Source organism: Piscibacillus sp. B03, assembly GCF_052246295.1.
GTDB lineage: Bacteria > Bacillota > Bacilli > Bacillales > Alkalibacillaceae > Piscibacillus.
Map to the genome: position 1 here is coordinate 1 of NZ_JBQQCO010000020.1, position 26,677 is coordinate 26,677.

General features: G+C 36.4%; 28 protein-coding genes and 1 riboswitch. Of the genes, 23 read left to right on the forward strand and 5 right to left on the reverse strand.

Annotation, left to right across the window (positions count from 1 at the left end; all coding sequences use genetic code 11):
• A partial coding sequence (locus ACTWQB_RS12855; protein WP_443139597.1) for a hypothetical protein occupies window positions 1-215 on the forward strand: 215 nt, incomplete at its 5' end.
• Between the two features lie 108 nt (window positions 216-323).
• Here the strand turns inward: ACTWQB_RS12855 and ACTWQB_RS12860 are convergent.
• Together ACTWQB_RS12860 and ACTWQB_RS12865 are read right to left on the reverse strand one after the other, a co-directional pair.
• The gene (locus tag ACTWQB_RS12860; protein ID WP_443139598.1) at window positions 324-698 is read right to left on the reverse strand and encodes a YtxH domain-containing protein; all 375 of its coding nucleotides are present in this window, start codon (window positions 696-698) and stop codon (window positions 324-326) included.
• A 75-nt stretch (window positions 699-773) separates the two neighbouring features.
• Window positions 774-1,190: an HIT family protein gene (locus ACTWQB_RS12865; RefSeq protein WP_443139599.1), complete on the reverse strand. Its 417-nt coding sequence runs from the start codon at window positions 1,188-1,190 to the stop codon at window positions 774-776.
• Between the two features lie 146 nt (window positions 1,191-1,336).
• Between ACTWQB_RS12865 and ACTWQB_RS12870 the strand changes: the two genes are divergently transcribed.
• The 4 genes from ACTWQB_RS12870 (at window position 1,337) to ACTWQB_RS12885 (ending at window position 4,839) form a co-directional block, all read left to right on the forward strand.
• Complete coding sequence (locus ACTWQB_RS12870) at window positions 1,337-2,074, forward strand: ABC transporter ATP-binding protein (RefSeq protein ID WP_443139600.1); 738 nt, start codon at window positions 1,337-1,339, stop codon at window positions 2,072-2,074.
• Complete coding sequence (locus ACTWQB_RS12875) at window positions 2,074-3,294, forward strand: ABC transporter permease (RefSeq protein ID WP_443139601.1); 1,221 nt, start codon at window positions 2,074-2,076, stop codon at window positions 3,292-3,294. Before ACTWQB_RS12870 ends, ACTWQB_RS12875 begins: the two co-directional genes overlap by 1 nt.
• Before the next feature lie 312 nt (window positions 3,295-3,606).
• Window positions 3,607-4,461, forward strand: coding sequence for a YitT family protein (locus ACTWQB_RS12880; protein ID WP_443139602.1), 855 nt, complete (start codon window positions 3,607-3,609; stop codon window positions 4,459-4,461).
• 63 nt (window positions 4,462-4,524) lie between these two features.
• A complete protein-coding gene (locus ACTWQB_RS12885; protein ID WP_443139603.1) occupies window positions 4,525-4,839 on the forward strand; it encodes a YbjQ family protein in 315 nt (104 codons plus the stop codon).
• A 45-nt stretch (window positions 4,840-4,884) separates the two neighbouring features.
• On the opposite strand, the gene ACTWQB_RS12890 is transcribed toward ACTWQB_RS12885, so the two are convergent.
• Window positions 4,885-6,060, reverse strand: coding sequence for a M20 family metallopeptidase (locus ACTWQB_RS12890; protein ID WP_443139604.1), 1,176 nt, complete (start codon window positions 6,058-6,060; stop codon window positions 4,885-4,887).
• 227 nt (window positions 6,061-6,287) lie between these two features.
• Here ACTWQB_RS12890 and liaF point away from each other — a divergent pair, with 227 nt between their 5' ends.
• The 8 genes from liaF to ACTWQB_RS12930 all read left to right on the forward strand — a co-directional run bounded on the left by liaF (window position 6,288) and on the right by ACTWQB_RS12930 (window position 13,524).
• Complete coding sequence (gene liaF, locus ACTWQB_RS12895; protein WP_443139605.1) at window positions 6,288-7,163, forward strand: cell wall-active antibiotics response protein LiaF; 876 nt, start codon at window positions 6,288-6,290, stop codon at window positions 7,161-7,163.
• Window positions 7,164-7,174: 11 nt separating this feature from the next.
• The gene (locus ACTWQB_RS12900) at window positions 7,175-8,212 is read left to right on the forward strand and encodes a histidine kinase (RefSeq protein ID WP_443139606.1); all 1,038 of its coding nucleotides are present in this window, start codon (window positions 7,175-7,177) and stop codon (window positions 8,210-8,212) included.
• An 11-nt stretch (window positions 8,213-8,223) separates the two neighbouring features.
• Window positions 8,224-8,868 carry a response regulator gene (locus ACTWQB_RS12905; protein WP_443139607.1) on the forward strand — a complete coding sequence of 215 codons (645 nt, stop codon included), beginning with the start codon at window positions 8,224-8,226 and terminating at the stop codon, window positions 8,866-8,868.
• A gap of 83 nt (window positions 8,869-8,951) precedes the next feature.
• Window positions 8,952-9,053: riboswitch (purine riboswitch) on the forward strand.
• A gap of 151 nt (window positions 9,054-9,204) precedes the next feature.
• Complete coding sequence (locus tag ACTWQB_RS12910; RefSeq protein WP_443139608.1) at window positions 9,205-10,086, forward strand: phosphate/phosphite/phosphonate ABC transporter substrate-binding protein; 882 nt, start codon at window positions 9,205-9,207, stop codon at window positions 10,084-10,086.
• Window positions 10,087-10,251: 165 nt separating this feature from the next.
• The gene (gene phnC, locus ACTWQB_RS12915) at window positions 10,252-11,025 is read left to right on the forward strand and encodes a phosphonate ABC transporter ATP-binding protein (RefSeq protein ID WP_443139609.1); all 774 of its coding nucleotides are present in this window, start codon (window positions 10,252-10,254) and stop codon (window positions 11,023-11,025) included.
• Window positions 11,025-11,843 (forward strand): phosphonate ABC transporter, permease protein PhnE, encoded by an 819-nt coding sequence (phnE, locus tag ACTWQB_RS12920; protein WP_443139610.1) that lies wholly within the window; start codon window positions 11,025-11,027, stop codon window positions 11,841-11,843. The genes phnC and phnE (ACTWQB_RS12920) overlap by 1 nt, the downstream gene beginning before the upstream one ends.
• A complete protein-coding gene (gene phnE, locus ACTWQB_RS12925) occupies window positions 11,843-12,643 on the forward strand; it encodes a phosphonate ABC transporter, permease protein PhnE (protein ID WP_443139611.1) in 801 nt (266 codons plus the stop codon). The genes phnE (ACTWQB_RS12920) and phnE (ACTWQB_RS12925) overlap by 1 nt, the downstream gene beginning before the upstream one ends.
• A 71-nt stretch (window positions 12,644-12,714) precedes the next feature.
• Window positions 12,715-13,524: an inositol monophosphatase family protein gene (locus ACTWQB_RS12930; RefSeq protein WP_443139612.1), complete on the forward strand. Its 810-nt coding sequence runs from the start codon at window positions 12,715-12,717 to the stop codon at window positions 13,522-13,524.
• Window positions 13,525-13,582: 58 nt separating this feature from the next.
• Here ACTWQB_RS12930 and ACTWQB_RS12935 read toward each other — a convergent pair whose 3' ends face one another.
• Entirely contained in the window at window positions 13,583-14,071 is a 489-nt protein-coding gene (locus tag ACTWQB_RS12935) for an antibiotic biosynthesis monooxygenase family protein (RefSeq protein WP_443139613.1), read from the reverse strand.
• A gap of 116 nt (window positions 14,072-14,187) precedes the next feature.
• Between ACTWQB_RS12935 and ACTWQB_RS12940 the strand changes: the two genes are divergently transcribed.
• The 4 genes from ACTWQB_RS12940 (at window position 14,188) to hemY (ending at window position 19,840) form a co-directional block, all read left to right on the forward strand.
• Window positions 14,188-16,344 carry a transglycosylase domain-containing protein gene (locus ACTWQB_RS12940; RefSeq protein WP_443139614.1) on the forward strand — a complete coding sequence of 719 codons (2,157 nt, stop codon included), beginning with the start codon at window positions 14,188-14,190 and terminating at the stop codon, window positions 16,342-16,344.
• 122 nt (window positions 16,345-16,466) lie between these two features.
• A complete protein-coding gene (hemE, locus tag ACTWQB_RS12945) occupies window positions 16,467-17,501 on the forward strand; it encodes a uroporphyrinogen decarboxylase (protein WP_443139615.1) in 1,035 nt (344 codons plus the stop codon).
• Window positions 17,502-17,517: 16 nt separating this feature from the next.
• Window positions 17,518-18,447 (forward strand): ferrochelatase, encoded by a 930-nt coding sequence (gene hemH / locus ACTWQB_RS12950; RefSeq protein WP_443139616.1) that lies wholly within the window; start codon window positions 17,518-17,520, stop codon window positions 18,445-18,447.
• 10 nt (window positions 18,448-18,457) lie between these two features.
• Window positions 18,458-19,840: a protoporphyrinogen oxidase gene (gene hemY / locus ACTWQB_RS12955; protein WP_443139617.1), complete on the forward strand. Its 1,383-nt coding sequence runs from the start codon at window positions 18,458-18,460 to the stop codon at window positions 19,838-19,840.
• 86 nt (window positions 19,841-19,926) lie between these two features.
• Here the strand turns inward: hemY and yhfH are convergent, their stop codons facing one another.
• Window positions 19,927-20,055, reverse strand: a complete 129-nt coding sequence (yhfH, locus tag ACTWQB_RS12960; protein WP_443139618.1) for a protein YhfH — start codon at window positions 20,053-20,055, stop codon at window positions 19,927-19,929.
• Between the two features lie 103 nt (window positions 20,056-20,158).
• On the opposite strand from yhfH, the gene ACTWQB_RS12965 reads away from it, so the two are divergent.
• The 6 genes from ACTWQB_RS12965 (at window position 20,159) to ACTWQB_RS12990 (ending at window position 26,673) form a co-directional block, all read left to right on the forward strand.
• Entirely contained in the window at window positions 20,159-20,893 is a 735-nt protein-coding gene (locus ACTWQB_RS12965; protein ID WP_443139619.1) for an MBL fold metallo-hydrolase, read from the forward strand.
• 55 nt (window positions 20,894-20,948) lie between these two features.
• The gene (locus ACTWQB_RS12970; RefSeq protein WP_443139620.1) at window positions 20,949-21,956 is read left to right on the forward strand and encodes a lipoate--protein ligase; all 1,008 of its coding nucleotides are present in this window, start codon (window positions 20,949-20,951) and stop codon (window positions 21,954-21,956) included.
• A gap of 204 nt (window positions 21,957-22,160) precedes the next feature.
• A complete protein-coding gene (locus ACTWQB_RS12975; RefSeq protein ID WP_443139621.1) occupies window positions 22,161-23,702 on the forward strand; it encodes a fatty acid--CoA ligase family protein in 1,542 nt (513 codons plus the stop codon).
• 171 nt (window positions 23,703-23,873) lie between these two features.
• A complete protein-coding gene (locus ACTWQB_RS12980; protein ID WP_443139622.1) occupies window positions 23,874-24,872 on the forward strand; it encodes an ABC transporter substrate binding protein in 999 nt (332 codons plus the stop codon).
• A gap of 12 nt (window positions 24,873-24,884) precedes the next feature.
• Window positions 24,885-25,892 (forward strand): ABC transporter permease, encoded by a 1,008-nt coding sequence (locus ACTWQB_RS12985; protein WP_443139623.1) that lies wholly within the window; start codon window positions 24,885-24,887, stop codon window positions 25,890-25,892.
• Entirely contained in the window at window positions 25,876-26,673 is a 798-nt protein-coding gene (locus ACTWQB_RS12990) for an ABC transporter ATP-binding protein (RefSeq protein WP_443139624.1), read from the forward strand. Before ACTWQB_RS12985 ends, ACTWQB_RS12990 begins: the two co-directional genes overlap by 17 nt.
• Window positions 26,674-26,677 lie beyond the last annotated feature (4 nt).

Below are 26,677 nucleotides of genomic sequence, written 5' to 3' on the forward strand. Positions count from 1 at the left end.
TAGATAGGGAAGCGCGAAATGTCGATTGGGAGCGTGGAAATTTAGATAGGGAAGCGCGAAATGTCGATTGGGAGCGTGGAAATTTAGATAGGGAAGCGCGAAATGTCGATTGGGAGCGTGGAAATTTGGATAGGGAAGCGCGAAATGTGGATAGAGAACGTGGGAATGTAGATAGGAAAGCTCAAATTATAGAGGCCGTCAGAAAGCAACAGTAAACCTGGCACTGTTGAAACATCTTAGTCGGCGTGATAAATTAACGTTTCTTGTGCGTTTCTTATACATATAAGTAAAGCGTCCGTTATGAATTAACGGACGCTTACTTTTTATACTTCTTGTTTATTGTCATCTTTTAGCTTATCTTCAAGCTCTCTGATACTATCTTCAATTTGTTTTAAATGCTCTTGTAAGTTCTCTTGATGTGGTTCAATGGTTTCTTTCCAGCTTTCTATTGAGACTTTAATATCTTGAGATAAGTCTTTTAATAAAGCTGCGCCTTCTTTAGACGTTTGAGTTAATTGGTTTTTAAGGTCTAATCCATCTTCTCTAATTTGTTGAGCTATATCACGTAATCGATCACTCTGGTCCTTAACCTTCGTGCGTAATTCTTCGCCAGAACTAGGAGTGGTTAGAAGTGAAACAGAAGCTCCAACAGCACTTCCAAATAAGACACCTAGTAATAATGATTTACCACTTGCCATCGTATCGACTCCTTTCATTGATACTTCTATTATACCCGTTTTTTACTCGATTGTTTAGTGTGTATTTGATGTGATTTACATATGAGCATTAATTTTTTTAGCGATTTCTTCTAGTTTTTCTGGTGAGGATTCTTCCCATACAGTCCACTTGGATTTGAACCCATCATTTTCATCATAACGAGGGATTAGATGTAAGTGAAAATGGAATACACTTTGATCGGCAAATGACCCATTATTGTTTAACATATTCATTCCCTTAGGTTCATAAGCTGCCTTAATGGCATTTGCTACTTTTGGTACGGCTTTGAATAGATTTGATGCCGTTTCTTCATCTAGTTCATAGATATCTTGTTGATGATTCTTAGGAATGACTAGTGTATGACCTTCAGTTACCTGACTAATATCCAAGAAGGCATATACATGCTCGTCCTCATAAATCTTAGCGGAAGGAATCTCTCCGTCAATGATTTTACAAAAAATACAATCTGACATAAATTAAGTCCTCCTTATGCATATTCTTAACAATTATTTTAACGTAAGGTGTTGTCGAATAACAGAAGAATACGTCATTTCTATTAAATCTATCCAAATTTTTGGTATGATAAACAGTAGTGATATAGAAAGAAAAGAGGGATGACATGAGTGATTTATTAACGATAGAAGATTTAGTAGGTGGATATACACAACAAAACGTTTTGCATGGTATTTCTTTTGATGTAAAACAAGGTGAAGTAGTTGGCTTAATTGGCCTTAATGGAGCGGGTAAGAGTACAACGATAAAACATATCATCGGCTTAATGAGTCCTAAACAAGGTTCTATTAGAATAAATGGGCGTACAGTGGCTGAAGATTTAGAACAATACCGTCGAGAGTTTGCATACATACCTGAAATGCCAATGTTATATGAAGAACTAACATTAGAAGAGCACTTGAGATTAACGGCGATGGCTTATGGAATTGATGAACGAACGTATCAAGAACGAACTGAGTTTTTGTTAAAAGAGTTCCGTTTAGATACTAAGAAAAAGTGGTTTCCTGTTCATTTTTCAAAAGGGATGCGTCAAAAAGTTATGATTATGTGTGCCTTTTTGGTTAAACCATCCCTTTATATAGTGGACGAACCTTTTGTTGGGTTAGACCCTCTTGGTATTCAGTCTTACTTAGATACTATGAACGAAATGAAAGAACAGGGTGCAGGTGTTTTAATGTCAACACATATCTTAGCAACTGCAGAGAAGTATTGTGATCGGTTTGTGATTTTACATCACGGGAAAATTAGAGCATTTGGTACTTTAGAGAAGCTACAACAAGAGTTTAACATGCCAAATGCTAGTCTAGATGATATTTATGTTCAATTGACAAAGGACGATGCATAATGGATACAAATCAATTATGGAAAGAACGTTTTGGTTTTCACGTTAAAATGTTAAGTCGTTATTTAAGGCTGATGTTTAATGACCACTTAGCATTTGCGTTAATATTTTTTGTAGCGGGTGGGGCTTACTTCTATCAACAATGGCTAGAAGGTGTGCCTGACACTTTTCCTGTTGATTGGATTATGGCTGTGGTTTTAGGTCTATTATTAGCTCATAGTCCTGTTCGAACGTTTTTTAAAGAAGCAGATATGGTATTTCTACTTAGTGTTGAAAACCGATTAAACCCTTATATTAGAAATGGAATGGTTTATAGTCTGATTATTCAAGGTTATTGGGTTGCCGTTTTCCTATTTGTTTTTTCACCACTGTATTTGAAAATTTATAGTGGAACAGATGCAAAGTTCTTACTGGTTATGTTAGTGGTTCTTTTGGGGGTAAAGCTGGTCAACTTATTAGCGGTATGGTTTTTGGATAAAACTCGAGATCGTCGTCTTCAATATCTAGATGTGGCAGTCAGAGCTGCAATCAACATTATGTTAATTTATTTCTTAGTTAATGGTGAGCTATTTTATGTTGCTATTGCGACAGCATTATTGATTGGCGTTGCTTTTCTTAACTATTGGAATGTATATCAGAAGTATAGCTTACCTTGGGATGTACTAATTGAAAAAGAGGAAGCAAGACTACAATTGTTCTATCGTATGGCAAACTTATCTACTGATGTGCCTGATTTAAAACGTAAGCCGAAGAAACGCCATGCTTTGGTTAATTTAGTAACTAAGTCGATTAAGTATAATCAATCCAGTACGTACATTTATTTGTATTTTATTACGTTCATCCGAAGCGGTGATTATTTTGGCATGTATTTAAGGCTAATTGGATTAACGATATTCTTTATTTTCTGGGTTCCATTATTTTGGGGTAAATTGATTTTTGCGGTTTTGTTTTTGTTTGTAACAGGATTTCAGTTTATTACGATTTACAATCACCACAAGACATTGGATTGGATTCAATTATATCCAGTACCAGATCACTTAAGGAGAAAAGCTGTTCATCAGTTAATCTTCTTACTTATGTTGGTTAAGGTCATTGTATTGTTCTTGTTATTCATCGTGGCAAGTGACCTTATAGGGGCTGTAATCTATGGAGGGATTGGCTTAGCGTTCACGCTACTATTTGAAAATTTCTACGTGAAATCAAGAATCCGTAAGATGAGCTGAATCTAAAAGTGTATGCCGATTCTCAATTGGTGTACACTTTTTAATAATTAGTTGGAAGAGTTTTTTATAGAACCATTTAATTAATGATGAATGGGCGAACACCAATAGAAATGAAATTAACACCCATAAGAATGGAATTAGCACCCATAGACTTACCGTAACCACCTATGGAAAAACAAGTCATTGACCGTCTCAATAGTTATAATTTTTAATTTAGTACATTAATGCGTTTATTCGTTGTTATTCACAAAAGCAGTAACGAGTGTTAAAATCATCAAGGTTTAGTATTCAACAGGAGAGAGGAAGACATAGATGGTAACAAGACATAGTGGACGAGTCCCTTTATGGCAGCAATTATTTTATATCATCGTTGGTTCGGCAATTGTGGCTTTTTCTTTTAATGGCTTCTTACTACCCAACTACATTGCAGCAGGTGGGGTTAGTGGAATCAGTACCATTACAGAGTACCTTTTTAATATAGAGCCTGCTTATGTTATTTGGGGAGTAAATGTACCAGTATTATTATTAGCCTTCTTTTTAATCGGAAAAGCATCAGCTTTTAGATCCGTTGCAGGATCATTAGTTTTACCTTTTTTCGTTTATTTAACTCGTAACATAGAGCCTATTTCAGAAGAGGTTATTCTGGCTTCAATATTCGGTGGAGTTGGGGTTGGAATTGGGCTTGGAATAGTTTATCTTGGTGACGCTTCAACAGGTGGTACGTCCCTTATAGCACAAATGATTTACAAGTATTCTAGTTTATCATTAGGGGCAAGCTTAGCAATCATTGATGGAGTTATCGTATTAACAGCTATAATCGTTTTTGATGTAGAGTTAGGTTTATTTGCATTGATTGGATTATTCATGACCAGTAAGTCAATCGATTTCGTTCAAACCGGTTTTAATCGAACGAAAGCTACTCTTATTGTTTCTGGAAAGCACCGAGAAGTACAGCAAGCGATTTATGAAAAGGTTGATCGTGGTGTGACACGAATATCTGCGCAAGGTGGATTTACTGAGCAGGATCGACCTGTTCTAATGTGCGTGGTCAATCAAACAGAAATCAGTAAATTGAAAAGAACAATAAAAGAAGCGGATGATGAAGCATTCGTCATTGTTATGGATTCATCTGAAGTATTGGGAAGAGGCTTTTACCAAACGACTTAAGAGGATTTATTCATTATTATGTTGAATAGGTGAAATAGCCTAATAATGAAAGGGTGTAATGTAATGATTGTCACAACGACTAATCATGTTGAAGGACGAGAAATTGAAGAATACGTTGATTTAGTTACAGGGCAAACGATTATGGGTGCTAATGTTGTTCGAGATTTTATGGCAAGTATTACAGACGTTGTTGGCGGTAGAAGTGCTCAATATGAGAACAAACTTAATCAAGGTAAGGAAATTGCGATTAAAGAAATGAAAAAGGAAGCCGCTGATCGTGGTGCGAATGCTATTGTTGGAATTGATTTAGACTTTGAAACATTAAGAGATGGAATGATGATGATTGTCGCAAGTGGGACAGCAGTAAAATTGAAATAAAGTAAAAGCCTCGCGAAACCTCGCGAGGCTTTTGTAGCTAGCATATTAAGAATGGTCCTCTTGATATTTTCTATACCCATGTAATAGAGCTTTTGCCGCTATTGGTAATGCTTCTTCGTTAATATCAAATTTAGGATGGTGGTGTGGATAATCATGACCTTCGATTTGAGCACCAGTAAAGAAGAATGTACCAGGGCGTTCTTCTAAGTAATAAGCAAAATCTTCCCCGCCCATGACAGGTGGCACTTCATTAACTTCTTTAATTCCTGGAATGATAGTTCCTTCGTTTAAATAATAGTTAGTTTCGGATTCATGGTTAATGACTGGGGGATATCCTTTTACATAATCAAAGTCATAATCGGCATCATAGCTTTCGGCAATACCTTTAATGATTTTCCCCATCTCATCAATCACTTGATCTTGAACATCTTTATCTAGGTAGCGAACTGTTCCTTGTAATCTTGCGGTATCAGGAATGACATTGAATGCTTCACCAGCTTCAATGACACCAATGGTTAGTACTGCTGATTGTAGAGGATCTAATCGTCGACTAACAACTTGTTGTAACTCCACAATCGCTTGACCAGCCATCATGACGGGGTCTTTTGTTTGATGTGGCATAGCACCGTGACCACCTTTACCTTTAAAGATGATTTCAAATCGGTCTGCACCACCCATGAAAGGTCCACTCCTTGTTTCCATTGTATGAAGAGGTGATGTTGCCCATAAGTGGGTTCCAAACACAGCATCTACTCCCTCTAATGCCCCTTCATCAATCATTGGTTTCGCTCCACCTGGGGCATACTCTTCTGCTGGTTGATGTAAGAAAACCATAGTTCCTTGTAACTCATCTTTGAAAGGTAGTATCGCTTCAGCTACAGCTAACAAACTCGCTGTATGCCCATCGTGTCCACAGGCGTGCATGACGCCATCAACTTTAGATTTATAAGGTACATCATTTTCTTCTTGAATCGGAAGTGCGTCAAAATCAGCTCTTAAGGCAACGGTTTTACCTGGTTTGCCACCTTCAATTCTCGCCACTATTCCATAGCCACCAATATTGTCTTTATAAGGTATTCCTAGTTCATCATATCTTTTAGAAATATACTTGGCGGTTTCTTTTTCTTCAAACGATAATTCGGGATGTTGATGTAAATAACGTCGGTCATCAACCATACGGTTATATAATTGATCTATTTCTTTATAAACTTTATCCCACATGCTCTAGCCTCCTATTCCCATAATTAAATTGAGTATATCAGAAAAATAAAAAATTGATAAACAATCGTGACTCTCAGACTAGAGACTGAGATTAAAACAATCTCAAGGATGTTACAAAGAATAAATAAAAATAGTATGATAGAATTACTTAAATATTTGAAATGAATGAATTTTTTATTTAAAGGATAATCAATTCTTATGACGAATAAAATTTGTAGGTGAGTTGAATGTTTAATAAATTATTTTCAAAGCTAGCCAAATGGACGATTGCACTTATACTTATTAGTTTTGGAGTTGTACTAATCTTACAAAATTTGAGTATTATTTCCTTGGAAATGTCGAATGTTGTCTGGGAATCATGGCCTATAATCATTGTTTTAATAGGTTTGATTTCTTTTTCAAATTATTTCATTCCGTACAAGTCAGGTAGTTGGAAGTTTGGGTCATTTCTTATAGTGTATGGGGCATTACTTTGGGCTGGTAATTTTGACTATATTGAATTTGGAATTATTGATGTGTGGAAATTATGGCCGTTAATCTTAGTTTATATCGGAGCGAATATATTGACAGGGCGAAAAACTGTATCTATTTATGTGGATTCTAATGAAGACAATCACATAACAAAAGACAATGAATTTATAAAAACCCAATCTGATGACGATCGCTCTGCATATGATGAAGATGTTGAGTCTTCTAAGAAAGATAAGAAGAAGGGCCGTTATTATCATCATTATAAGAAACAAAGACATTTCATTTCAGATATAAACTATTCTAGTGAAAATTGGGAAGTAAAGGATATGGATATGTGGACAGGGATTGGAGATCTCTATTTTGATTTTTCCAGAGCCTATATCCCTAACCAGGAAACAAAAATACGATTACGTGGCTATATAGCAGATATTCATATGAAACTTCCTGAAAATGTTGCATACAAAATACACGCCAGTGTGAAAATTGGTGAAGCAACAATCTTTAATCAAAAGGGAACAGGTCCAATCGGCGGACCCGTAACTTATATTTCCGATGACTATGAGACGGCATCTAAAAAGATTGATATTTATATGGATTATAAAATCGGAGATATAACGGTTAATTACGTATAGGAGCGGTGTAGATGCTAAAGAAGCTCAAGGGTATTCGCTTTCAGATGATGCGAACGGAATTGTATATTATATATTTTTCGTTACTGATTATTTCACTTATTTCTTTCTTTACTTATTCAGTGTTTGAACCTGATTGGTTACATTTAGAAGCCATTTTCTTCCTTTTAATCATGATTATTTTGGTTATGACACCTATCGGATTATATGTCATCTTTAAACAAACTAAATATATCAAAGATCGTCTTCATGCTTTTTCAATCTTTGTATCGATGCTTCAGCAAGGTAAATATAGCGCGAAACTATTTCTAGAAGAGTCTGAAGATGAACTAGATAATTTCACTGAAGAACTAAACGAGTTAGCGAAAAAGATGAAAGATCAAGTTAATACACTTCAAAGATTAGCTGATGAAAAATCGGAATTTGCGCAGCAAGCTCATATTGCTGCAACGATGGAAGAACGCCAACGACTAGCTCGCGATTTACATGATGCGGTAAGTCAGCAGTTATTTGCACTGACTATGATGTCTCAAGCTACTGTTAAGTTAATTGATAAAAAACCAGATCATGCTAAAAAACAAATTGAAGAAATATCAGAGATGGCTCTACAAGCGCAAAACGAAATGAGAGCGTTGTTGTTACATTTAAGACCAATTTACCTTTCTGGAGAGGCTTTACATGAAGGGATTATTAGATTGATAGAAGAATTAAAGAAGAAATCAACATTACATTTTGATTTAGATATTGATGAAATAGATTTATCACAGTCTAAGGAAGAACATCTGTTTAGAATGATTCAAGAGGCTTTATCAAATATTTTACGGCATGCCAATGCACAAAACGTAAAAGTCGAATTAAAAAATCGAGATCAAGAGATTTTTGTTCATATTGATGATGACGGTATTGGCTTTAAAGCTAACGAACAGTTAGAACAAAGTACGTCTTACGGATTACAAACGATGAAAGAACGATGCGAGGAAATAGGTGGAACGTTTCGAATTAAATCCCAAGAAGGTCAAGGAACTTATATTGACATAAGGATTCCAAAATAGGAGTGGTGTATATGGAGCCAATTAGGGTGTTAGTAGTAGACGACCATGATGTTGTTCGAAAAGGAATTATTACTTATCTTATGACTGAAGATGACATAGAAATAGTTGGTGAAGCATCTAGTGGATTCGATGGTGCTAAATTAGCCAAAGATTTAAATCCAGATGTTATATTAATGGATTTAATTATGGATAATGGAACTGGCATTGAAGCAACAGAAGGAATTATGAAGGATAAACCCGAAATTAAAATCATCATTTTAACAAGCTATTATGATGATGAAAAAGTTTTTCCAGCACTTGAAGCGGGGGCATTTAGTTACATGTTAAAAACCTCATCTGCAGATGAAATAGCACAAGCAATAAAGAAAGCTGCTAAAGGTGAGAATGTTATTGAACCAAAAGTGGCTGGGGCGATGATGAGCCGGATTAGAACGCCAGATCGTATGCCTCATGAACTTTTGACTGAACGAGAGTTAGAAGTATTAATATGTATAGGGAATGGACTAACAAATAACGAGATTAGTGAAAAGTTATTTATAGGAATTAAAACAGTTAAAACACATGTTAGTAACATTCTAAGTAAGCTTGATGTTCAAGACCGAACACAAGCAGCTGTATATGCTCATCGTAATGGGTTAATGAAGGAGTCAAATTAGTAATAATTTCCCATTGTTAATATTGTGTAAATTGTAAAAACTGTATTGACTTTAAACTTTTATTACAAGATAATTAAGTTAGCTAAAAAATGCGCGATTCTTGTCGTATAATTTTGGGAATATGGCTCAAAAGTCTCTACAAAGCTACCGTAAAAAGCTTTTCTACGAAAGGAGATCGTCGCTATTTATAGGGTACTAGATTACTAGAATACATAGCCTGCCTATAATTAGACGAAACCTCCAAGCATCATAGAATATTCGGTGTTCTTTGTGCTGTTTTTTTGTGAGCGACAACTTGCGTATTTGTAGCAAAAAAGATATTTGGAGGGGTTAATTTTGTTTAAGAGATTAAGTATTGCACTAATTGCATTTACGACTTTAATCTTCTTAGCGGCTTGTGGAAATGGTGATGATGAAGAAGTCATTACATTAGGATTCATTCCTTCACAAGATGCTGGTGACATCGCAACAACTGCAGAACCATTAGCAGAACGTTTGTCAGAGGAATTGGGTGTTAAGGTTGAAGCTGAAGTTATGGTTGACTTCGTTGGACTTGTTGAGGCAATGCGTGAACAACAAGTTGATATCGGTTTCTTAAATCCATTTGGCTTTGTACAAGCTGAAGAACGTGCTGATGTAGAAGTATTACTAAAAGCTGAACGTCATGGAGAAACATCATATAAAGCTCAATACAGTGTACCTGCTGATTCTGATATTCAATCGATTGACGATTTAGTAGAACAAGAAGGACTTGTATGGGCTTTCGCTGACACACTTTCAACTTCTGGATATTTATTCCCTGCTAAACAATTAAAAGATATGGGTGTTGAAGACTTAGCTTCTCACTTTGAACAAATTAGCGTAGGTGGACACGATAATGCTATGATGCAATTAGTCGATGGTGCTGCTGATTTTGCAACTACATTTGATGATGCACGTGATACTCTACGTGATGAGTTCCCAGATATCGATGATCGCATTCGCGTAATCGGTTACACTGATCCAATTCCGAATGATACGATTTCGGTGCGTAGTGGACTAGATGATGAGTTAAAAGAAGACATCAAAGAGGCATTCTTAAGCTTCAATGATGACGAAGAAATGCTTGAAGTATTAAACGAAATCTATACATGGACTGGTATTGCTGAAGCTAAATCAGAAGACTATGACATTGTAAGAGACGTTTTTGCTGAATTCGAAGATGAATTAGCAGAATAATATCATCAGTTCTATTTGGAAAAGAAGATGGATCTCTTGTCACATTCATATAGTGACTTTCAGCTATAGTTGCTGATAATAGATCTTCTTCTTTTCTTTTTTAATTTGTTGGAATTATGAAAGATATGGACTTCTAATAAGATATGGCAGGAAGGTGAATGAAAGGTGATAGAGTTTAATAATGTATCTTTGGTTTATCCAAATGGTCACCAAGGTCTAAAAGACATAAATCTTAAAATTAATGATGGGGAGTTCGTAGTTGTAGTCGGGTTATCAGGTGCAGGTAAATCGACATTAATTCGTAGTATTAACCGTATGGTTACGCCTACAAGTGGTGAACTCCTAATTGATGGTGAAGACATCTTAAAATATAAAGAGCGACAGTTACGTAAGTTAAGAACCGAAGCGGGGATGATTTTCCAAAACTATAACCTAGTACGTCGTATGTCTGTATTGCGTAATGTTCTAACAGGTAGATTAGGTTATACCAATACGTTCAAAAGTTTATTAGGTTTATTTTCTCAGGAGGATATTAAGCTAGCGCTTAATAACTTAGAACGTGTAGGTATTAAGGAGAAGTCGTATACAAGAGCTGATGAACTAAGTGGTGGTCAGCAACAACGTGTTAGTATTGCTCGTGTTCTAACACAACAACCTAAAGTTATTTTAGCGGACGAGCCAGTGGCGAGCCTAGACCCACCTACATCTCATAAAGTTATGAGTGACTTAAGAAAGATTAGTAAAGAAGATAACTTAACAACTCTTGTAAACCTACACTTTATAGATATGGCTAAAGAATATGCAGATCGAATTATTGGTTTAAGAGACGGTGAAGTTGTATTTGACGGTCCAGCTAGTGAAGTAACAGAACAAACATTTGAAGAGATTTACGGTCGCCCTATTAGAGAAGATGACATGCTCGGAGGAGATGAGGAATAATGGCCAAACAATATCCATTGCCTGATGAAAGTCAAGGTCGTTTTCCAGTTACACCTAAAGGCCTGAAATGGTATTTAGGGTCTATTATAGCTCTTGTCATCTTTCTATACATACTAGCGTCTTATTTTACCGAATCTTCACCGGATAGAGTGATCGAAGGATTACCGATTATTTTTAGGTTCGTTGTTAATGACTTATGGCCGCCAAACTGGGGCTATATAGATACAGTATTCTTTGCTTTATTAGAAACTTGGAATATTGCTTTAATTAGTACAACAATTGCCGTTGTGCTTGCTCTTCCGATAAGTTTTATTGCGGCTTCGAATATAAATCGTAATATGTTTTTCTACCAAATTGTTAGAAACGCTTTAAATTTATTACGTACAATTCCTGAAGTTATTTTAGCAGTATTATTTGTTGCAGTAGTTGGAATCGGTGCTGTATCAGGTATATTAGCTTTAATCGTTTTCTCTTTAGGAATTCTAGCTAAATTAATTAGTGAAACGATTGAATCGATTGATCGTGGACCTATGGAAGCTGTTAGAGCTTCTGGAGGAAATGTGTATCAGGTCATTAAATATGGGGTTATGCCTCAAATTAAACCTCAATACGCTTCTTATTCTTTATATGTGTTAGAGATTAACGTAAAAGCATCAGTTGTTCTTGGTTTTGTTGGTGCTGGTGGTATCGGGATTATATTACGTCAACAATTAAGTCTATTTAACTACAGCAATGTAGCTTCAATTATTATCGTGTTATTTATTGCGATATCTCTAATCGACTTTATCAGTAACCGACTAAGGGAGCGTTTAGAATAATGAAGAATCAAAAGTTTAGAATAAACCCACCAATGAAAAAGAAAACAAAACTAAGAATTTTAATTGTAACGTTAATCTTAAGTGCTTTATACGTTGTAGCAGCGTTTACGACTAACTTTAATGTGAGGGGATCAGCAGCATCACCTATAGATACTCTTAAACGTATTTTTATTGTGCCATTAATAGATGGAGATTACAGAAGTCAATTTCCTGAATATATAGGGTACATGATGGAAACAATTGCGATTGCCTTTGCTGGTTTAGCAATTGCTGCTATATTAGCTATTCCAGTAGGTTTCTTAGCTTCACGTAATTTGGGCAAACGATTTAACTATATTGGAAAAGCTATTTTAAATGCTATTCGTGCCATTCCTGAATTAATCTTTGCGATTATCTTTGTTGCGGCAGTTGGTATGGGACCTTATGCAGGGGTTTTAGCTATTAGTATTAATTCTATTGGTATGCTTGGTAAACTTTACGCAGAGGTAATCGAGTCAATCGATACAAGTAATGTGGATGCCATTAAAGCAAGTGGTGGTAGCCGAATTCAAGCAATGTGGTATGGTGTGCTTCCGCAAGTATTACCTGAATTTACGTCATACGCCATTTACCGCTTTGAAATTGATGTCCGTGCTTCAACTGTATTAGGGATCGTTGGTGCTGGCGGTATTGGTGCACCATTAATTCTAGCAACCTATCAAAGAGCTTGGGAAGAAGTAGGTTTAATCCTAATTGTTGTTGTGGTATTCGTAAGTTTAATTGATTTATTAAGTGGTTACATCAGAAATAAAATAGTTTAACAGTTTTAGTAGGTTATTTAGAATGGACCACATTTTAAATAACCTATTATATGTTTAAGGGAGAATTAAATATGGATCAAAATCTTATATTTGAAAAAGCGAAAGAATGGACTTTAGAAGCTGGTGAAATTCTTAGAACAGCGGTTAAAGAAGTGGTCGATGTTGAGTATAAAACATCTGCAGCAGACTTAGTAACGAACAAAGATCAAGAAATTGAGAAGTATTTTGCAGATAAGATAAAAAATAATTTTTCTAATCATTTCTTACTTGGTGAAGAAGGTACGGTACAAGAACTGAAAAAGTATGACCCATATAATGAAACGGTCTGGGTGATTGACCCAATTGATGGGACAACAAATTTCGTTCATTTGAAATGTAATTTTTCAATTTCAGTCGCTGTTTATCATAAAGGTATCCCAGTTTTAGGAATCATTTACGACCCCATTAAAGATGAAATGTTTCATACCCTGTGTGGTCAAGGTGTATTTGTCAATAATGAAGTATTGCCGAAACCTGATCAAAGTGTCACTCTAGAACAAGCAGTGTTAAGTATGAATCATTTATGGCTAGCACCTAACCCTTATCTCAATTTTAAACCATTACAAACATTGGTTAATCAAATAAGAGGATTTAGATGTATTGGCTCAGCAGCACTTGAATTAGCGTATGTTGCAGCTGGCAGGTTAGATGGAGCCATTTTTATTGGGTTAGGGCCATGGGATTATTCGGCTGGCTTAATTATGTTAAAAGAACAAGGTTATCAGATTACGACAGTGACGAATGAACAGGTACCCTTATTTAACCATTCTTCGATTTTAGTATCACATCAAACTCTTCACCATGAAATCTATGTACAATATATGGAAAAAGCTTTATCTTAAAAAGCCTAAAGTGACTTTTCTCAAAAAGAGTTAATAGTCACTTTAGGCCTCATCCACATTATGGCTCTATAATATCTAGTTGAGTCACATAGGAATAACCATCAACATAACTTGGTTTTTCTTCTTGTTTAGCATGTGACTTCTTAAAGTCTTGAGAGTTTTTCCATTGCATAAAATCATCAACTTGTTTCCATTGAGTTAAAATGATATAAGTATTGTCTCTCGTTGGTCGTAAGATCCTAAATGCTTCAAAACCTTCAGCTGTCTCAATGTTTCCGGACCGTTGCTTGAATTTGTCTTCCAAGATTGGTCCGCCTTCAGAAGTAACGGGGATATTATTCAGAACCATATATCCGTATTGTTTTAGTTCCCCAATCTCTTCGACAATTTCAAATTCTCTCGGTTTTTTTAAAACGTGCTGTTCTTCACCTTCAATAACTGCTTTAGCATCTCCATCGAGTTCTTCCATTACGATTAGACTTTCATTTTTGTCTCTTAAAGATAATAAGTAATCTTTAGTTCCATGGGTGATCCAGAACTTTTTCATAAAATATTCACCAATCCTTCATAAAATCTTTATTTTAATGTAATGAACAAGTTGTACTATAATGTAGGAAGTTTTAGACAAACTAAAAATAAAGAATCGTAGATGAGGTGGCTAAGTTGAAATGGATTAAGCCATTCAATGACAAGTATCCACGTTTAAAGTGGTTTGTATACAGTATTATAACATTATTTACTCTCACAGTATTGGGATATCTATTTATCATTCTCGGAGGGCGTTTTGTCGTTGATGAGAAAAATTTTGTCTTATCAGAGTCAACGGTGTTATTGACGGAAGATGGAGAAGAGATTACAAAACTATATGACGAGAACCGGACCTATGTTCCAATAGCGGATATTCCCGAACATGTTAGAGAAGCATTTATTGCAATTGAGGATCATCGTTTTTATGACCATGCAGGTGTAGATTTTTGGGCGGTTTCGCGTGCAGTCACACGAGACATTATGACCTGGAGTAAAGCAGAAGGTGCGAGTACGATTACTCAGCAGTTAGTAAAAAATGTTGAATTAACAAATGAGAAATCTTGGATGCGTAAGACGAAAGAGGTTATGGGTGCGATTTATCTAGAACGCGTTAAGACCAAAGATGAGATTTTAGAGTATTATTTAAATGAAATTTACTTTGGGCATGGAATCTATGGTATTGAAGCGGCATCTCAGTATTTTTTCTCGAAGTCTGTTGAAGAGTTGAACCTAACTGAGGGTGCTATGTTAGCAGCAATGCCCAAAGCACCTAATCGTTATTCACCTTTAAATAACGAAGAGTTAACCTTAGAAAGAAGGAATCTAGTGTTGGATCGAATGTATAATTTAGAAGTCATAACAGCAGAAGAGTTGAAGACAGCACAAGGAAAAACATTAGGGTTAAATATTGGTGAGCAAGAGGAAAATAAGTGGTTAAATAGCTACATAGATTTAGTTGTGGACGAAATAGAAGAGGACTACCATTTATCGAAACAAGAAATCTATACTGGTGGTTATGAAATTACGGTTGGGTTAGATAAACAAGCTCAACAAGTCATTGTTCAAGAATTACAAAAGGATGATTATTTTAGAGGATCGAAAGAGAATGTTGAGTCTGCTGTAGTTATTTTAGATCAACAGACGGGTGTAATTAAAGCTGCCGTTGGTGGAAGACATTATAATCGTGGTGATCTAAATCGAGTAAAGGTTAAGCGTCAGCCAGGATCAACGATTAAACCACTAGTGGTTTATGGCCCTGCTTTAGAAGAAAGTTCCTTAAGCCCATACTCTTTGTTAAAGGATGAAATTAGGGATTATGATGGTTATGAACCACGGAATCATAATGATGTATATGAAGGTCAGATTACTATGTATGATGCTTTAAGGGATTCTAAAAATACGACTGCTGTGTCCGTCCTTAATAACATTGGTGTTGAAACGGGTAAGAGCTACTTAGAGAAAATTGGTTATGACTTAAATGATCAAGGCCTGTCATTAGCTTTAGGTGGGCTTGAAAAAGGTCTATCTCCTATACAAATGGCTGCAGCCTATCGAACATTATATGATGAAGGTTTTTACGTAGAACCTAATGCCGTTATTAGTATAAGGGACCGAAACGGAAATACATTAAATGTTGAACGCCAAGAGCCAATCAGACTATTTTCAAAGCAAACCTCCTGGTATTTAACACGTATGCTTGAAGCTGTAGTAACTAGTGGAACAGCTAGTACAAGTCAATATCCGAAGAGTCTAGCAGGTAAAACGGGTTCTACACAACACCCTCATGTAGAAAACGGTTATAAAGATGCTTGGTTTGTTGGGTTTAACCCTTCGTATGCTATTGCGACGTGGATAGGGTATGATCAAAGCAACGAGGAGCACTATTTAACAAGTGGAAGTAACTTAGCAACACAATTATCCAGTACCATTCTTACAAGACTTGATTCTGTTCATGATTTTCCAAATGAATTTACGGTTCCAGATGGTGTTGAAGACTTGGAAAAACCAGTTAGACTTCCAACCATTCAGGACTTTGAAGCTAAGTTCTCATTCGGTTTGTTTGATGGCTTATTCGTGGAATTGACTTGGACAGCAAGTGAGGATGATCGTATTGTCTATCATATTTATAAGAAGTTTAATGGTAACTCTGAATATGTTGGTCGAGTAAAAGGAAAAGGCCGTTACATTGATCATTCTGTAGATTACATTAATAATCCAACATACTATATTGTTCCAATTAACCCTTTAAATGACCAAAATGGCCCACGTTCGAATGAGAGTCGTGCGTTTTAGTCAAAAATGTGACTGCAATTATGGGCAAAATGATGACAATTCCATCAGATTGCTATACACTAGACCTATTTTCTTATATAGTGGAGTTGGATTAAATGGTCGAGAATGAAAGGTGAATCGTGATGAAAGAATTTAATGATACCATTTTAAAAGCTTACAATGGTGAAAAAACGGATTATGCGCCACTTTGGTTTATGCGTCAGGCTGGGCGTTCTCAGCCAGAATATCGTAAGTTAAAAGAGAAGTATTCATTATTTGAGATTACACATCAACCTGAACTTTGTGCATATGTAACAGAGTTACCAGTTGTAAACTACAACACAGATGCAGCGATATTATATAAAGATATTATGTCTCCATTACCTCCTATTGGTGTGGATGTCGACATTAAAAAAGGAATAGGACCTGTTATAGATAACCCGATTCGATCAAAATCAGACATTGATCGATTAGGTGATTTAGACCCAGAGCAAGACGTTCCTTATGTGTTAGATACGATTAAAATTTTGACTCAAGAGAAATTAAATGTACCTCTTATTGGATTTAGTGGTGCACCATTTACGCTAGCGAGCTACATGATTGAAGGTGGCCCTTCAAAACAATACAATAAAACCAAGGCAATGATGTATGGTGATTCAGAGACGTGGTTTGCATTAATGGACAAACTAGCGGATCTAGTTATAACCTATACAAAGGCACAGATTAAAGCTGGAGCTAAAGCAATTCAGGTTTTTGATTCATGGGTAGGAGCAGTTAGCGCCCCTGATTATCGCGTATTTATAAAACCTGCAATGAAGAAGATTTTTACAGCGTTAAAAGATGAAAATGTTCCAACGATCTTGTTTGGAATTGGTGCTAATCACTTATTACTTGAGTTTAATGATTTGCCTGTTTCAACAGTAGGACTTGATTGGAGAACATCCATTATTGAAGCTAGAGAGATGGGAATCACGAAGACTGTACAAGGGAATTTAGACCCTGCAATTCTTTTAGCTGATTGGGATATCATTGAAGCTAGAACTAAAGAAATCCTTGACCAAGCTAAAGAGCAAGATGGGGGTTATGTCTTTAACCTTGGTCATGGTGTCTTCCCAGAGGTACAACCAGAAACATTAAAACGTTTAGCTCACTTTGTACATGAATATTCAGCGAAATAAAAGGAGATGAAAAAACATGGCAACCAAAAAAGTAGGATTACTCGTTATGGCCTATGGTACGCCATATAAAGAAGAGGATTTAGAACGCTATTATACACATATTCGTCATGGTAGAAAGCCAAGTGAAGAAGCACTAGAAGATTTACGTAGTCGTTATGAAGCTATTGGTGGTATCTCACCATTAGCTAGAATAACGAGAGAACAAGGAGAAGCTTTAGAAGCTAAGCTTAACGAAGAACAAGACGATGTTCAGTTTAAGCTTTATCTTGGTTTAAAACATATTGATCCATTTATCGAGGATGCAGTTCAACAAATGGCAAAAGACGGAATCAAAGAAGCTGTCAGCATTGTTTTAGCACCTCACTATTCAACTTTCAGTATTAAGTCATACAATGGAAGAGCTCAAGAGGAAGCTGCTAAACACAATATTGAGCTGAAATCTGTAGTTGATTGGTACAATGAGCCAGGCTTTATTGATTATTGGGTAGAACAGGTTAACAAGGTTTACGGTTCAATGCCTGAAGGGGAACGTGATCAATCTTGTTTAATTGTGTCAGCACATAGTCTACCAGAGAAAATTATTCAAGATGGAGATCCATATCCTGATCAGTTAAAAGAGACGGCTGATTTAATAGCTAAACAAGCAGGTATTACCGATTATGAAATTGGCTGGCAAAGTGAAGGTAACACACCTGAACCTTGGCTAGGTCCTGATGTTCAAGATTTAACTCGTGATTTATTTGAGCAAAAAGGTTATAAAGCATTTGTATATGCACCAGTCGGCTTTGTATCGGATCATTTAGAAGTTTTATTTGATAACGATGTTGAGTGTAAGGTTGTCTGTGATGACATTCAAGCATCTTATTATCGTCCAGAGATGCCTAACACTCATCCTAAGTTTATTCAGACTTTGTCTAAAGTCGTATTAGATACAATGAAAGGCTAGGCGTTGTTTCATGGAAGATCGTAAGCGAGTTGTTATAATCGGCGGAGGCATTACTGGGCTTACCGCCGCTTATTATTTGAAAAGACAAGTGAATAATATCGATGTCATTTTAATTGAAGCCACAGATCGGTTGGGCGGTAAAATTGATACTCTTAAAAAGGATGGTTTTACGATTGAACGCGGCCCGGATTCTTTTTTAGAGAGAAAAGTAGATGCGAAACAGCTTATAGAAGACTTAGGATTAGATGGTGAGTTGGTCCGAAACGCTACAGGGCAGGCCTTTATACTGTCAAACGACCGCCTTCATCCAATTCCAAAGGGTTCTAAAATGGGGATTCCGCTAGAATGGAAACCATTTCTAAGTTCATCATTATTTTCTATGACAGGTAAAGTAGCCGCTTTTAATGACTTAATTAAAGGGCGTTCAAGTGGCGAAGAAGATCAATCAGTAGGGCACTTCTTTAGACGTCGATTAGGTAATCAAGTGGTTGACCGTCTCATTCATCCATTAATCTCAGGGATATATGCAGGAGACATTGATTATTTAAGTTTAAAAGCGACGTTTCCACAATTTAAAGAAGTGGAGCAGAAACATAAAAGTTTGATTAAAGGAATGCGACAATCCAACGATGGTGGTACGCAAAATAGCAAACAAGGTCAGTTTATGACGCTAACATCTGGGCTTCAAACAGTGGTCAATAAGCTTGAAAGTGAACTGTCTGATTCCATACATTTAAATCAACGAGTTACTCATATTGATAAGAAAAATGATTCGTATATGGTTCATGTCGATCACCAAAGTGAACCCATTGAAGCGGATTTTGTCATCATGACAACACCACATAATGTAACGGAGAAAATTTTTAGTCAATACGATTTCATTCATGATTTTACACAAGCGAAAAGTACGTCTGTTGCTAATGTGGCTTTAGCATTTGAAAAAGATGCCATAGATAACCTGCCGAATGGAACAGGTTTTGTTGTTTCAAGAAAAGAACGCTATCGTATAACAGCATGTACTTGGACACATAAAAAATGGCCACATACAACACCTGAAGGGCATATTTTAGTTCGTGCTTATGTTGGAAAACCTGGCGATGAAGAAGTTTTAGAGCAATCCAATGAAGAAATTGAACAAATTGTATTGAAGGATTTACAAACTATTATGGAAATCAATAAACCACCTTTATTCAAAGTGGTATCTAGATGGTATGACGCTATGCCACAATATACGGTGGGACATATTGACCGATTAGAAGCACTTGAGGCAAAACTAGCAGAACATCTTCCAAATATTTATCTTGCTGGAGCTTCATATCGAGGTGTGGGGTTACCAGATTGTATGAAACAAGCCAAAACTGTTGTAGAACAAATTAAACAGCAAGTCTATTAATTAGAAAAAGCACCTAGATGATTTCATCTAAGTGCTTTTTCTATATCAGGTGAACCGTTTAAGTTCAGATCAATTTGGCAAGCCTTTTAAATAATTGTTGAGCATTTTTCGCATTTGTTTGTGTAGCAGTCTGCTTGCTCTTCCATTTCCTTTTTACATGTCGCACATTTTTTCTTAGGTAAGTTTTTAAAGAACTGAACAGGTGATAATAACATGTTATTCCTCCTCGTGTTCCTTTTAATAATACTATACTGTATTAATACAGTTTTGTTAATACCTTTTTCTGTTTTAGTACAAAAAATAGGAGGTTAGACCTAAATGGAGATGAAAATTGTCGGTTTTTGGGGTGCCTATCCTGAAAAGAGTGAAGCAACGTCTTGTTATTTGTTGAAAAGTGATGATTATACGTTGGTAATTGATATGGGGAGTGGCGCATTGTCACGTTTGCAAAATTATATTAATTTGAGTGATATTGACGCTGTTATACTATCGCATCATCATAATGATCATACCGCAGACGTTGGGGCGTTACAGTATGCTTGCTTGGTTCAGGAACAATTAAAAGAACGTATGGGAAAGCTACCAATATATTCACATAAAGAAGACTCCCAGGCGTTTCAGAAGCTAAACCATCAAGCAACAGTTGGAAAAGTTTATGAAGCCAAAGGAAGAGAAGAGATTGGGCCTTTTACATTTAAGTTTATTAGAACGAAGCATCCGAAAGCATGTTATGCCATGAGAATTGAACTCGAAGGTTGTTCAATTGTTTATACAGCTGACACTTCTTATTTTAAAGAATTAACTGATTTTTCAAGAGGGGCAGATTTATTAATTGCTGAGACAAGCTTTTATAAAGGAATGAATGGTCAGAAGGCAGGCCATATGACAAGTGAAGAAGTGGGCCGATTAGCGAGTGATGCAGGTGTTAAAGAGTTGTGGTTAACACATTTACCACATTTCGGAGATTTACAACAGTTATATAAGGAAGCAGCAGAACAATTCTCTGGAACGATTCAATTGGCTAAAGAAGGACTAACTTGGCATAACAATTGAAGTTGCGACAAGAGTTATTTAAAATGAAGTAGGACACAAAAAAGGAGGATACATAATGCTCTATTTTATCGATAACGAAAATATTACAGATCCATATATTAATCTCGCAATAGAAGAATATGTATTAAATCACTTAAACATTAGTGATGATCAACAGTATCTATTGTTCTATGTAAATGGACCGTCTATTATTATAGGTCGTAATCAGAATACAGTAGAAGAAATTAATACAGATTTCGTTGATGCCAACAACATTAAAGTTGTTCGTCGTTTATCAGGTGGTGGTGCTGTTTATCACGATTTAGGCAACTTAAACTTTAGCTTCTTAGCCAAAGATGAGGGAGATAGCTTCAGCAACTTTGCGAAGTTTACACAACCAGTTGTTGACGCGCTACAAAAGCTGGGTGTCAATGCAGAGCTTTCAGGCCGTAATGATTTAACTGTAGAAGGACGTAAAATCTCGGGTAATGCGCAGTTTACTAAAAAAGGGCGTATGTTCAGTCATGGTACATTAATGTTTGATTCTGAGGTTGAGAATGTCGTTTCATCTCTTAAAGTAAAATCAGAGAAAATTCGTTCAAAAGGGATCAAATCAATCCGTAGTCGTGTTGCGAATGTATCTGAGTACCTAGATGAAAAGTTGACGATGGACGAGTTTAAAGAGATTTTATTAAAATATATCTTCGATGTTAAAGATGTAAAAGATGTACCACGTTATGAATTGAAAGAAGAGGACTGGAAGAAGATTAATGAGATCTCAGAAAACCGCTATCAAAAGTGGGAATGGAACTATGGTCGTTCTCCAAAGTTTAATATCCAGCACTCAAAACGAATCGAAGGCGTCGGTTCATATGATGTACGTCTAGACGTTAAAAAAGGAATTATTGAAGATGTGACTGTTTTTGGTGACTTCTTTGGAATCGGTGAAGTATCTGAGTTAGAAGAGGCACTTAAAGGTGTGAAGTATGAACGAGCTGCGATTAAAGAAGCGATTAAGGACGTGGATATTCAACATTACCTTGGTAAAATTGAAGAAGAAGACTTCTTAACATTAGTTTATTAATAGATTTCAAAACCACAGTCCAAGACCTGGTCTGTGGTTTTAATTATGAAGAAGCAGTAAGAAGCCTATTCAAAAAAACTCACACAATTTTGAATTTAGAAAGCCCTTACACTTGAAGTAAGACGTGTTATAAATTATAATAAATTCAGAATATAATGAATGATTATTCATTCATACTTGAAGTCTTAGAGGGGGATTTTACATATGAATCTAAGTGATCAGTTGACGTTAACAGCCAGGGATAACCTGTCTAAAACGGCATACGTGTTCAACAATGAGGAAACAAATTACCAAACACTAGAAGGTTCAGTCACAAAATTTGCATCAAGCTTAAAGGATTTAGGCTATGAAAAAGGCGATCATATCGCATTAGTAGTGGGTAATACACCACACTTTATCATTGGGCTTTATGGAGCATTACGATTGGGGCTTAAGGTCATACCTGTAAACCCAATCTATACAGCTGATGAAATTGCTTATATTGTCAATAATGGTGATGTAAAAGGTGTTATTACATTAGATGTCTTAATGGAAAAGTTCGAAAAAATGGACAAGCTTATTCCGAACGTGAAGCACTATATCGTGGGTGAAACGAAGCCTGATTACGATGTCAATCAGTCTGAACTAAGTGAACGTACTTATTCATTTACGAAACTAGTTCATGCAGGTAGTTTAGAGCTTGAACGCCCAACACTTGATGATGATGAAACCGCTGTTATTTTATACACATCTGGTACAACTGGTAAGCCTAAAGGTGCCATGTTGACACACAAGAATTTGTATTCTAACGCTAAGGACGTAGCGGAGTATCTACAAATTGGTGCGAGTGATCGTGTTATAGCGGCATTACCAATGTTCCATGTCTTCTGTTTAACCGTAGCTTTAAATGCACCATTAGTTAGTGGCGCTACTGTGTTAATCGTTCCTAAGTTCTCGCCAGATGCTGTCTTCCAAATCACAAAAGACTTTAATGCAACTGTCTTTGCGGGTGTGCCTACCATGTATAACTATCTTTTACAATACCCTAATGAAGACGAAAAAGATTTCTCTTCTATTAGATTATGTATTTCAGGTGGTGCATCCATGCCTGTTGCGCTACTTGAGAAATTTGAGGAACATTTTGATGTACGCGTCTCAGAAGGTTATGGCTTGTCTGAAGCATCTCCTGTTACCGCATTCAATCCATTAGACCGTCCACGTAAAGCTGGTTCAATCGGAACTAATATCGTTAACGTAGAAAATAAAGTTGTCGATGAAAATGGCCAAGAGTTACCATGTGGCGAGGTTGGTGAGCTTATTGTACGTGGGCCAAACGTAATGAAGGGTTACTACAAGATGCCAGAAGAGACTAATGCATCTATTAAGGATGGTTGGTTATATACTGGTGATATGGCACGCCAAGATGAAGAAGGTTATTTCTACATTGTCGATCGTAAAAAAGATTTGATACTTGTTGGAGGCTATAATGTTTATCCTCGTGAAGTAGAGGAAGTATTATATAGTCATGAAAAAATCAGTGAGGTTGCAGTGATTGGGGTACCAGATCCAAACTTAGGTGAAGCTGTTGTTGCCTTTGTCGTATCAGCTGATGATTCAGTGACAGAAGAAGAGCTATTAGAGCTTTCAAAAGAAAAATTAGCAAAATACAAAGTTCCAAGTGAAGTTCGCTTTTTAGATGAATTACCTAAAAATACGACAGGAAAAATTTTAAGAAGAAGCTTGAAAGATCAACTCGCAACACAATAGAAAAGTAAACGCTTACAGGATTCCCTAGCCAAATTGGTTAGGGAATTTTTTTATAAAAAAGTCTTGATTTCTGAAAATTGAATCCCTATACTAGATATCAACATTCAAAATTTGCTTTATTACATAAAAGCATACAAGCATAAAAGTGAAAAAGGGAGAGGGGAAATCAAGATGAAGAAATTATGGATGATTACATTAGTAATTGGAGCAATTGCATTTTTGACAGCGTGTGGGACGTCATCAGATGCAGAAAGTAATGAAGGAGAGGGTGATTCATTAACAGTTGGTATTACACAAATTGTAGAACATCCATCTTTAGATAGGGCAACTGAAGGGTTCAAACAAGCCTTATTAGACGCTGGTCTGAATGTAGAGTTTGAAGAAGAGATTGCACAAGGCGACAATAACAATAATCAAACGATTGCTCAGAAACTAGTTGGTGATGAAGTTGATTTAATTTTTGCTAACTCAACTCCGAGCGCCCAAAGTGTTCTAAACGAAACATCGGAAATTCCAATTGTGTTTACTTCCGTAACGGATCCAGTTGGTGCAGGATTGGTTAATTCGATGGAGAAACCAGGTGGTAATGTAACAGGGACAGCTGATATGCACCCTGAGACTCTACCAAAAACAATTGATTTAATAAAAGATTTAGGTAAGGAATCAATTGGTTTAATCTATAATGCCTCTGAACAAAACTCCGTTGCACAAATTGAGTCAGTTAAAGAATTAGCAAACGAGAATGGTTTAGATACCGCTGAGGCTACCGTTTCTTCTTCATCAGAAGTTAAACAAGCTGCGGAATCATTGGTAGGGAAAGCAGATTCAATTCTAATTATTACAGATAATACAGTGGTCAGTGCACTTGAGACGGTGTTAATGGTTGGGCATGACAATGAAATACCAATTGTCGTAAGTGAACACGATTCGGTTAAACGAGGAGGCTTTGCGGCATTTGGTTTTGATTATTACGATATTGGTTTTGAAGCAGGTGAAAAAGCAGTTGAGATCTTAAAAGATGGCCAATCACCTAGCGAAATTCCAGCTCAATACCCTCAAAACCTAAAGCTTATGATCAATGAAGAAGCTGCAGAAAAAATGGGTGTTGAGTTAACAGATGAGCTTAAAGAGGATGCGGAATTAGTGACAACTGAGAAAGAGGACGAGTAGAGGAGAGTTAACATGGTTAGTGCATTATACGGCGCAATAGAATCAGGTTTAATCTATGCGATTATGGCTTTAGGTGTATACATTTCGTTTAGAATACTAGATTTTCCGGACTTAACGGTAGATGGTAGCTTTGTAACTGGTGGAGCCGTGACTTCGGTCATGATTGTTGGAGGTACAAATCCAATTACAGCAACATTAGTCGGAGCGCTAGCGGGTTTAGTAGCAGGAATCATTACTGGTTTATTGCATACAAAAGGAAACATTAACCCACTCCTTGCAGGTATTCTTATGATGATTGCGTTATATTCAGTTAATTTAAGAATTATGGGACAACCTAATATTCCTTTGCTAAATGAGACAACATTATTTACCACGTTGTCATCTATGTGGGCAAGCTTCAACCTTGACCGATTTTTATTCGCACCATTCGAATGGTTAGGAATGGCTGACTTTGCGCCAAGAACATTTTACGTAATCATTTCTATGGTCATCATTGTTCTAGTTGTAAAAAAATTACTTGATTTCTTCTTAAGAACTGAAGCGGGAATCACTTTAAGAGCAACGGGCGATAACCAAAGTATGGTGAAAAGTTTTTCAACCAATACTAGCCTGTATATCATATTAGGGATGGGACTTTCAAATGCGCTAGTCGCATTAAGTGGTGCTCTCGTCGTTCAGTTTAACGGATTTGCGGATGTTAACTTAGGTGTTGGGATGATAATTATTGGCCTAGCATCCGTGATCATTGGTGAAGTCTTATTCGGAAAAGATAAAATTGTTCGCATGACGCTAGCTGTAATCCTAGGTTCGATTGTCTACCGTGCTATTTATGCACTAGCCTTACGCGTTGACTTTTTAGAAGCGAGTGATATGAAGCTGATCACAGCACTCATTGTCATTTCAGCACTTGTCATTCCTAATAGCTTAGAGAAATCAAGAGCTAAACGTGAGTTTAAAAAGTCAAAAAACAGAGCAACAACTCATCAAGAAGGGGAGGTCCAGCATGCTTCAGCTAAATAATATCCATAAAACGTTCTATCCCAATACACCGGATGAACGACGTGCGTTAAATAATGTCTCGCAAGATTTAAACGATGGTGATTTTGTCACGATCATTGGAAGTAATGGAGCTGGTAAATCAACATTACTTAATATGTTAGCTGGAACTCTTTTTCCTGATGAAGGAGATGTTTGGATTGATGGTCAAAATGTAACCGCGTGGCCAGAGGAAAAACGCGCAAAACTTATTGGACGTGTATTTCAGAATCCGCTCATGGGAACTGCACCAGGTATGACAATTGAAGAGAATATGATGATATCTCTTGGACGCACGCAACGTCGTAGCCTGTTTAAAGGCATTACGAAAAAGACACGTGATCGTTTTCGTGAGCATCTATCAACCCTAGAGATCGGACTAGAAAATCGTTTGAACTCTAAAGTTGGTTTATTATCAGGTGGGGAACGTCAAGCATTATCTCTATTAATGGCAACTTTCACAGAACCAAAAATCTTATTGTTAGATGAACACACTGCAGCCCTTGACCCTTCAAAAGAATCGTTAATCATAAATCTTACAAAAGATTTAGTGGAAAAACATCAACTAACAACTGTGATGGTGACTCACCAAATGGAACAAGCCATTGAACTTGGTAATCGTCTTTGGATGATGGATGAAGGAAGTATTATCTTTGAAGCAGATGGTGAACATAAACAAAATCTCACTGTACCAGATCTATTAAATGAATTTGAAAAAGTCCGTGGTAAACGCATGGCGAGTGATAAGGCGTTGTTAGCTAAATAATAAA

Coding starts and splice junctions, on each gene's coding strand:
- ACTWQB_RS12885 (WP_443139603.1), top strand. CDS start 4,525: ATGATTGTCACAACGACTAATCATGTTGAAGGACGAGAAATTGAAGAA.
- ACTWQB_RS12860 (WP_443139598.1), bottom strand. CDS start 698: ATGGCAAGTGGTAAATCATTATTACTAGGTGTCTTATTTGGAAGTGCT.
- ACTWQB_RS12875 (WP_443139601.1), top strand. CDS start 2,074: ATGGATACAAATCAATTATGGAAAGAACGTTTTGGTTTTCACGTTAAA.
- ACTWQB_RS12890 (WP_443139604.1), bottom strand. CDS start 6,060: ATGTGGGATAAAGTTTATAAAGAAATAGATCAATTATATAACCGTATG.
- liaF (WP_443139605.1), top strand. CDS start 6,288: ATGTTTAATAAATTATTTTCAAAGCTAGCCAAATGGACGATTGCACTT.
- yhfH (WP_443139618.1), bottom strand. CDS start 20,055: ATGTTATTATCACCTGTTCAGTTCTTTAAAAACTTACCTAAGAAAAAA.
- ACTWQB_RS12880 (WP_443139602.1), top strand. CDS start 3,607: ATGGTAACAAGACATAGTGGACGAGTCCCTTTATGGCAGCAATTATTT.
- ACTWQB_RS12975 (WP_443139621.1), top strand. CDS start 22,161: ATGAATCTAAGTGATCAGTTGACGTTAACAGCCAGGGATAACCTGTCT.
- phnE (WP_443139611.1), top strand. CDS start 11,843: ATGAAGAATCAAAAGTTTAGAATAAACCCACCAATGAAAAAGAAAACA.
- ACTWQB_RS12970 (WP_443139620.1), top strand. CDS start 20,949: ATGCTCTATTTTATCGATAACGAAAATATTACAGATCCATATATTAAT.
- ACTWQB_RS12965 (WP_443139619.1), top strand. CDS start 20,159: ATGGAGATGAAAATTGTCGGTTTTTGGGGTGCCTATCCTGAAAAGAGT.
- ACTWQB_RS12935 (WP_443139613.1), bottom strand. CDS start 14,071: ATGAAAAAGTTCTGGATCACCCATGGAACTAAAGATTACTTATTATCT.
- hemY (WP_443139617.1), top strand. CDS start 18,458: ATGGAAGATCGTAAGCGAGTTGTTATAATCGGCGGAGGCATTACTGGG.
- hemH (WP_443139616.1), top strand. CDS start 17,518: ATGGCAACCAAAAAAGTAGGATTACTCGTTATGGCCTATGGTACGCCA.
- phnE (WP_443139610.1), top strand. CDS start 11,025: ATGGCCAAACAATATCCATTGCCTGATGAAAGTCAAGGTCGTTTTCCA.
- ACTWQB_RS12985 (WP_443139623.1), top strand. CDS start 24,885: ATGGTTAGTGCATTATACGGCGCAATAGAATCAGGTTTAATCTATGCG.
- ACTWQB_RS12980 (WP_443139622.1), top strand. CDS start 23,874: ATGAAGAAATTATGGATGATTACATTAGTAATTGGAGCAATTGCATTT.
- ACTWQB_RS12990 (WP_443139624.1), top strand. CDS start 25,876: ATGCTTCAGCTAAATAATATCCATAAAACGTTCTATCCCAATACACCG.
- hemE (WP_443139615.1), top strand. CDS start 16,467: ATGAAAGAATTTAATGATACCATTTTAAAAGCTTACAATGGTGAAAAA.
- ACTWQB_RS12865 (WP_443139599.1), bottom strand. CDS start 1,190: ATGTCAGATTGTATTTTTTGTAAAATCATTGACGGAGAGATTCCTTCC.
- ACTWQB_RS12870 (WP_443139600.1), top strand. CDS start 1,337: ATGAGTGATTTATTAACGATAGAAGATTTAGTAGGTGGATATACACAA.
- ACTWQB_RS12905 (WP_443139607.1), top strand. CDS start 8,224: ATGGAGCCAATTAGGGTGTTAGTAGTAGACGACCATGATGTTGTTCGA.
- ACTWQB_RS12900 (WP_443139606.1), top strand. CDS start 7,175: ATGCTAAAGAAGCTCAAGGGTATTCGCTTTCAGATGATGCGAACGGAA.
- ACTWQB_RS12930 (WP_443139612.1), top strand. CDS start 12,715: ATGGATCAAAATCTTATATTTGAAAAAGCGAAAGAATGGACTTTAGAA.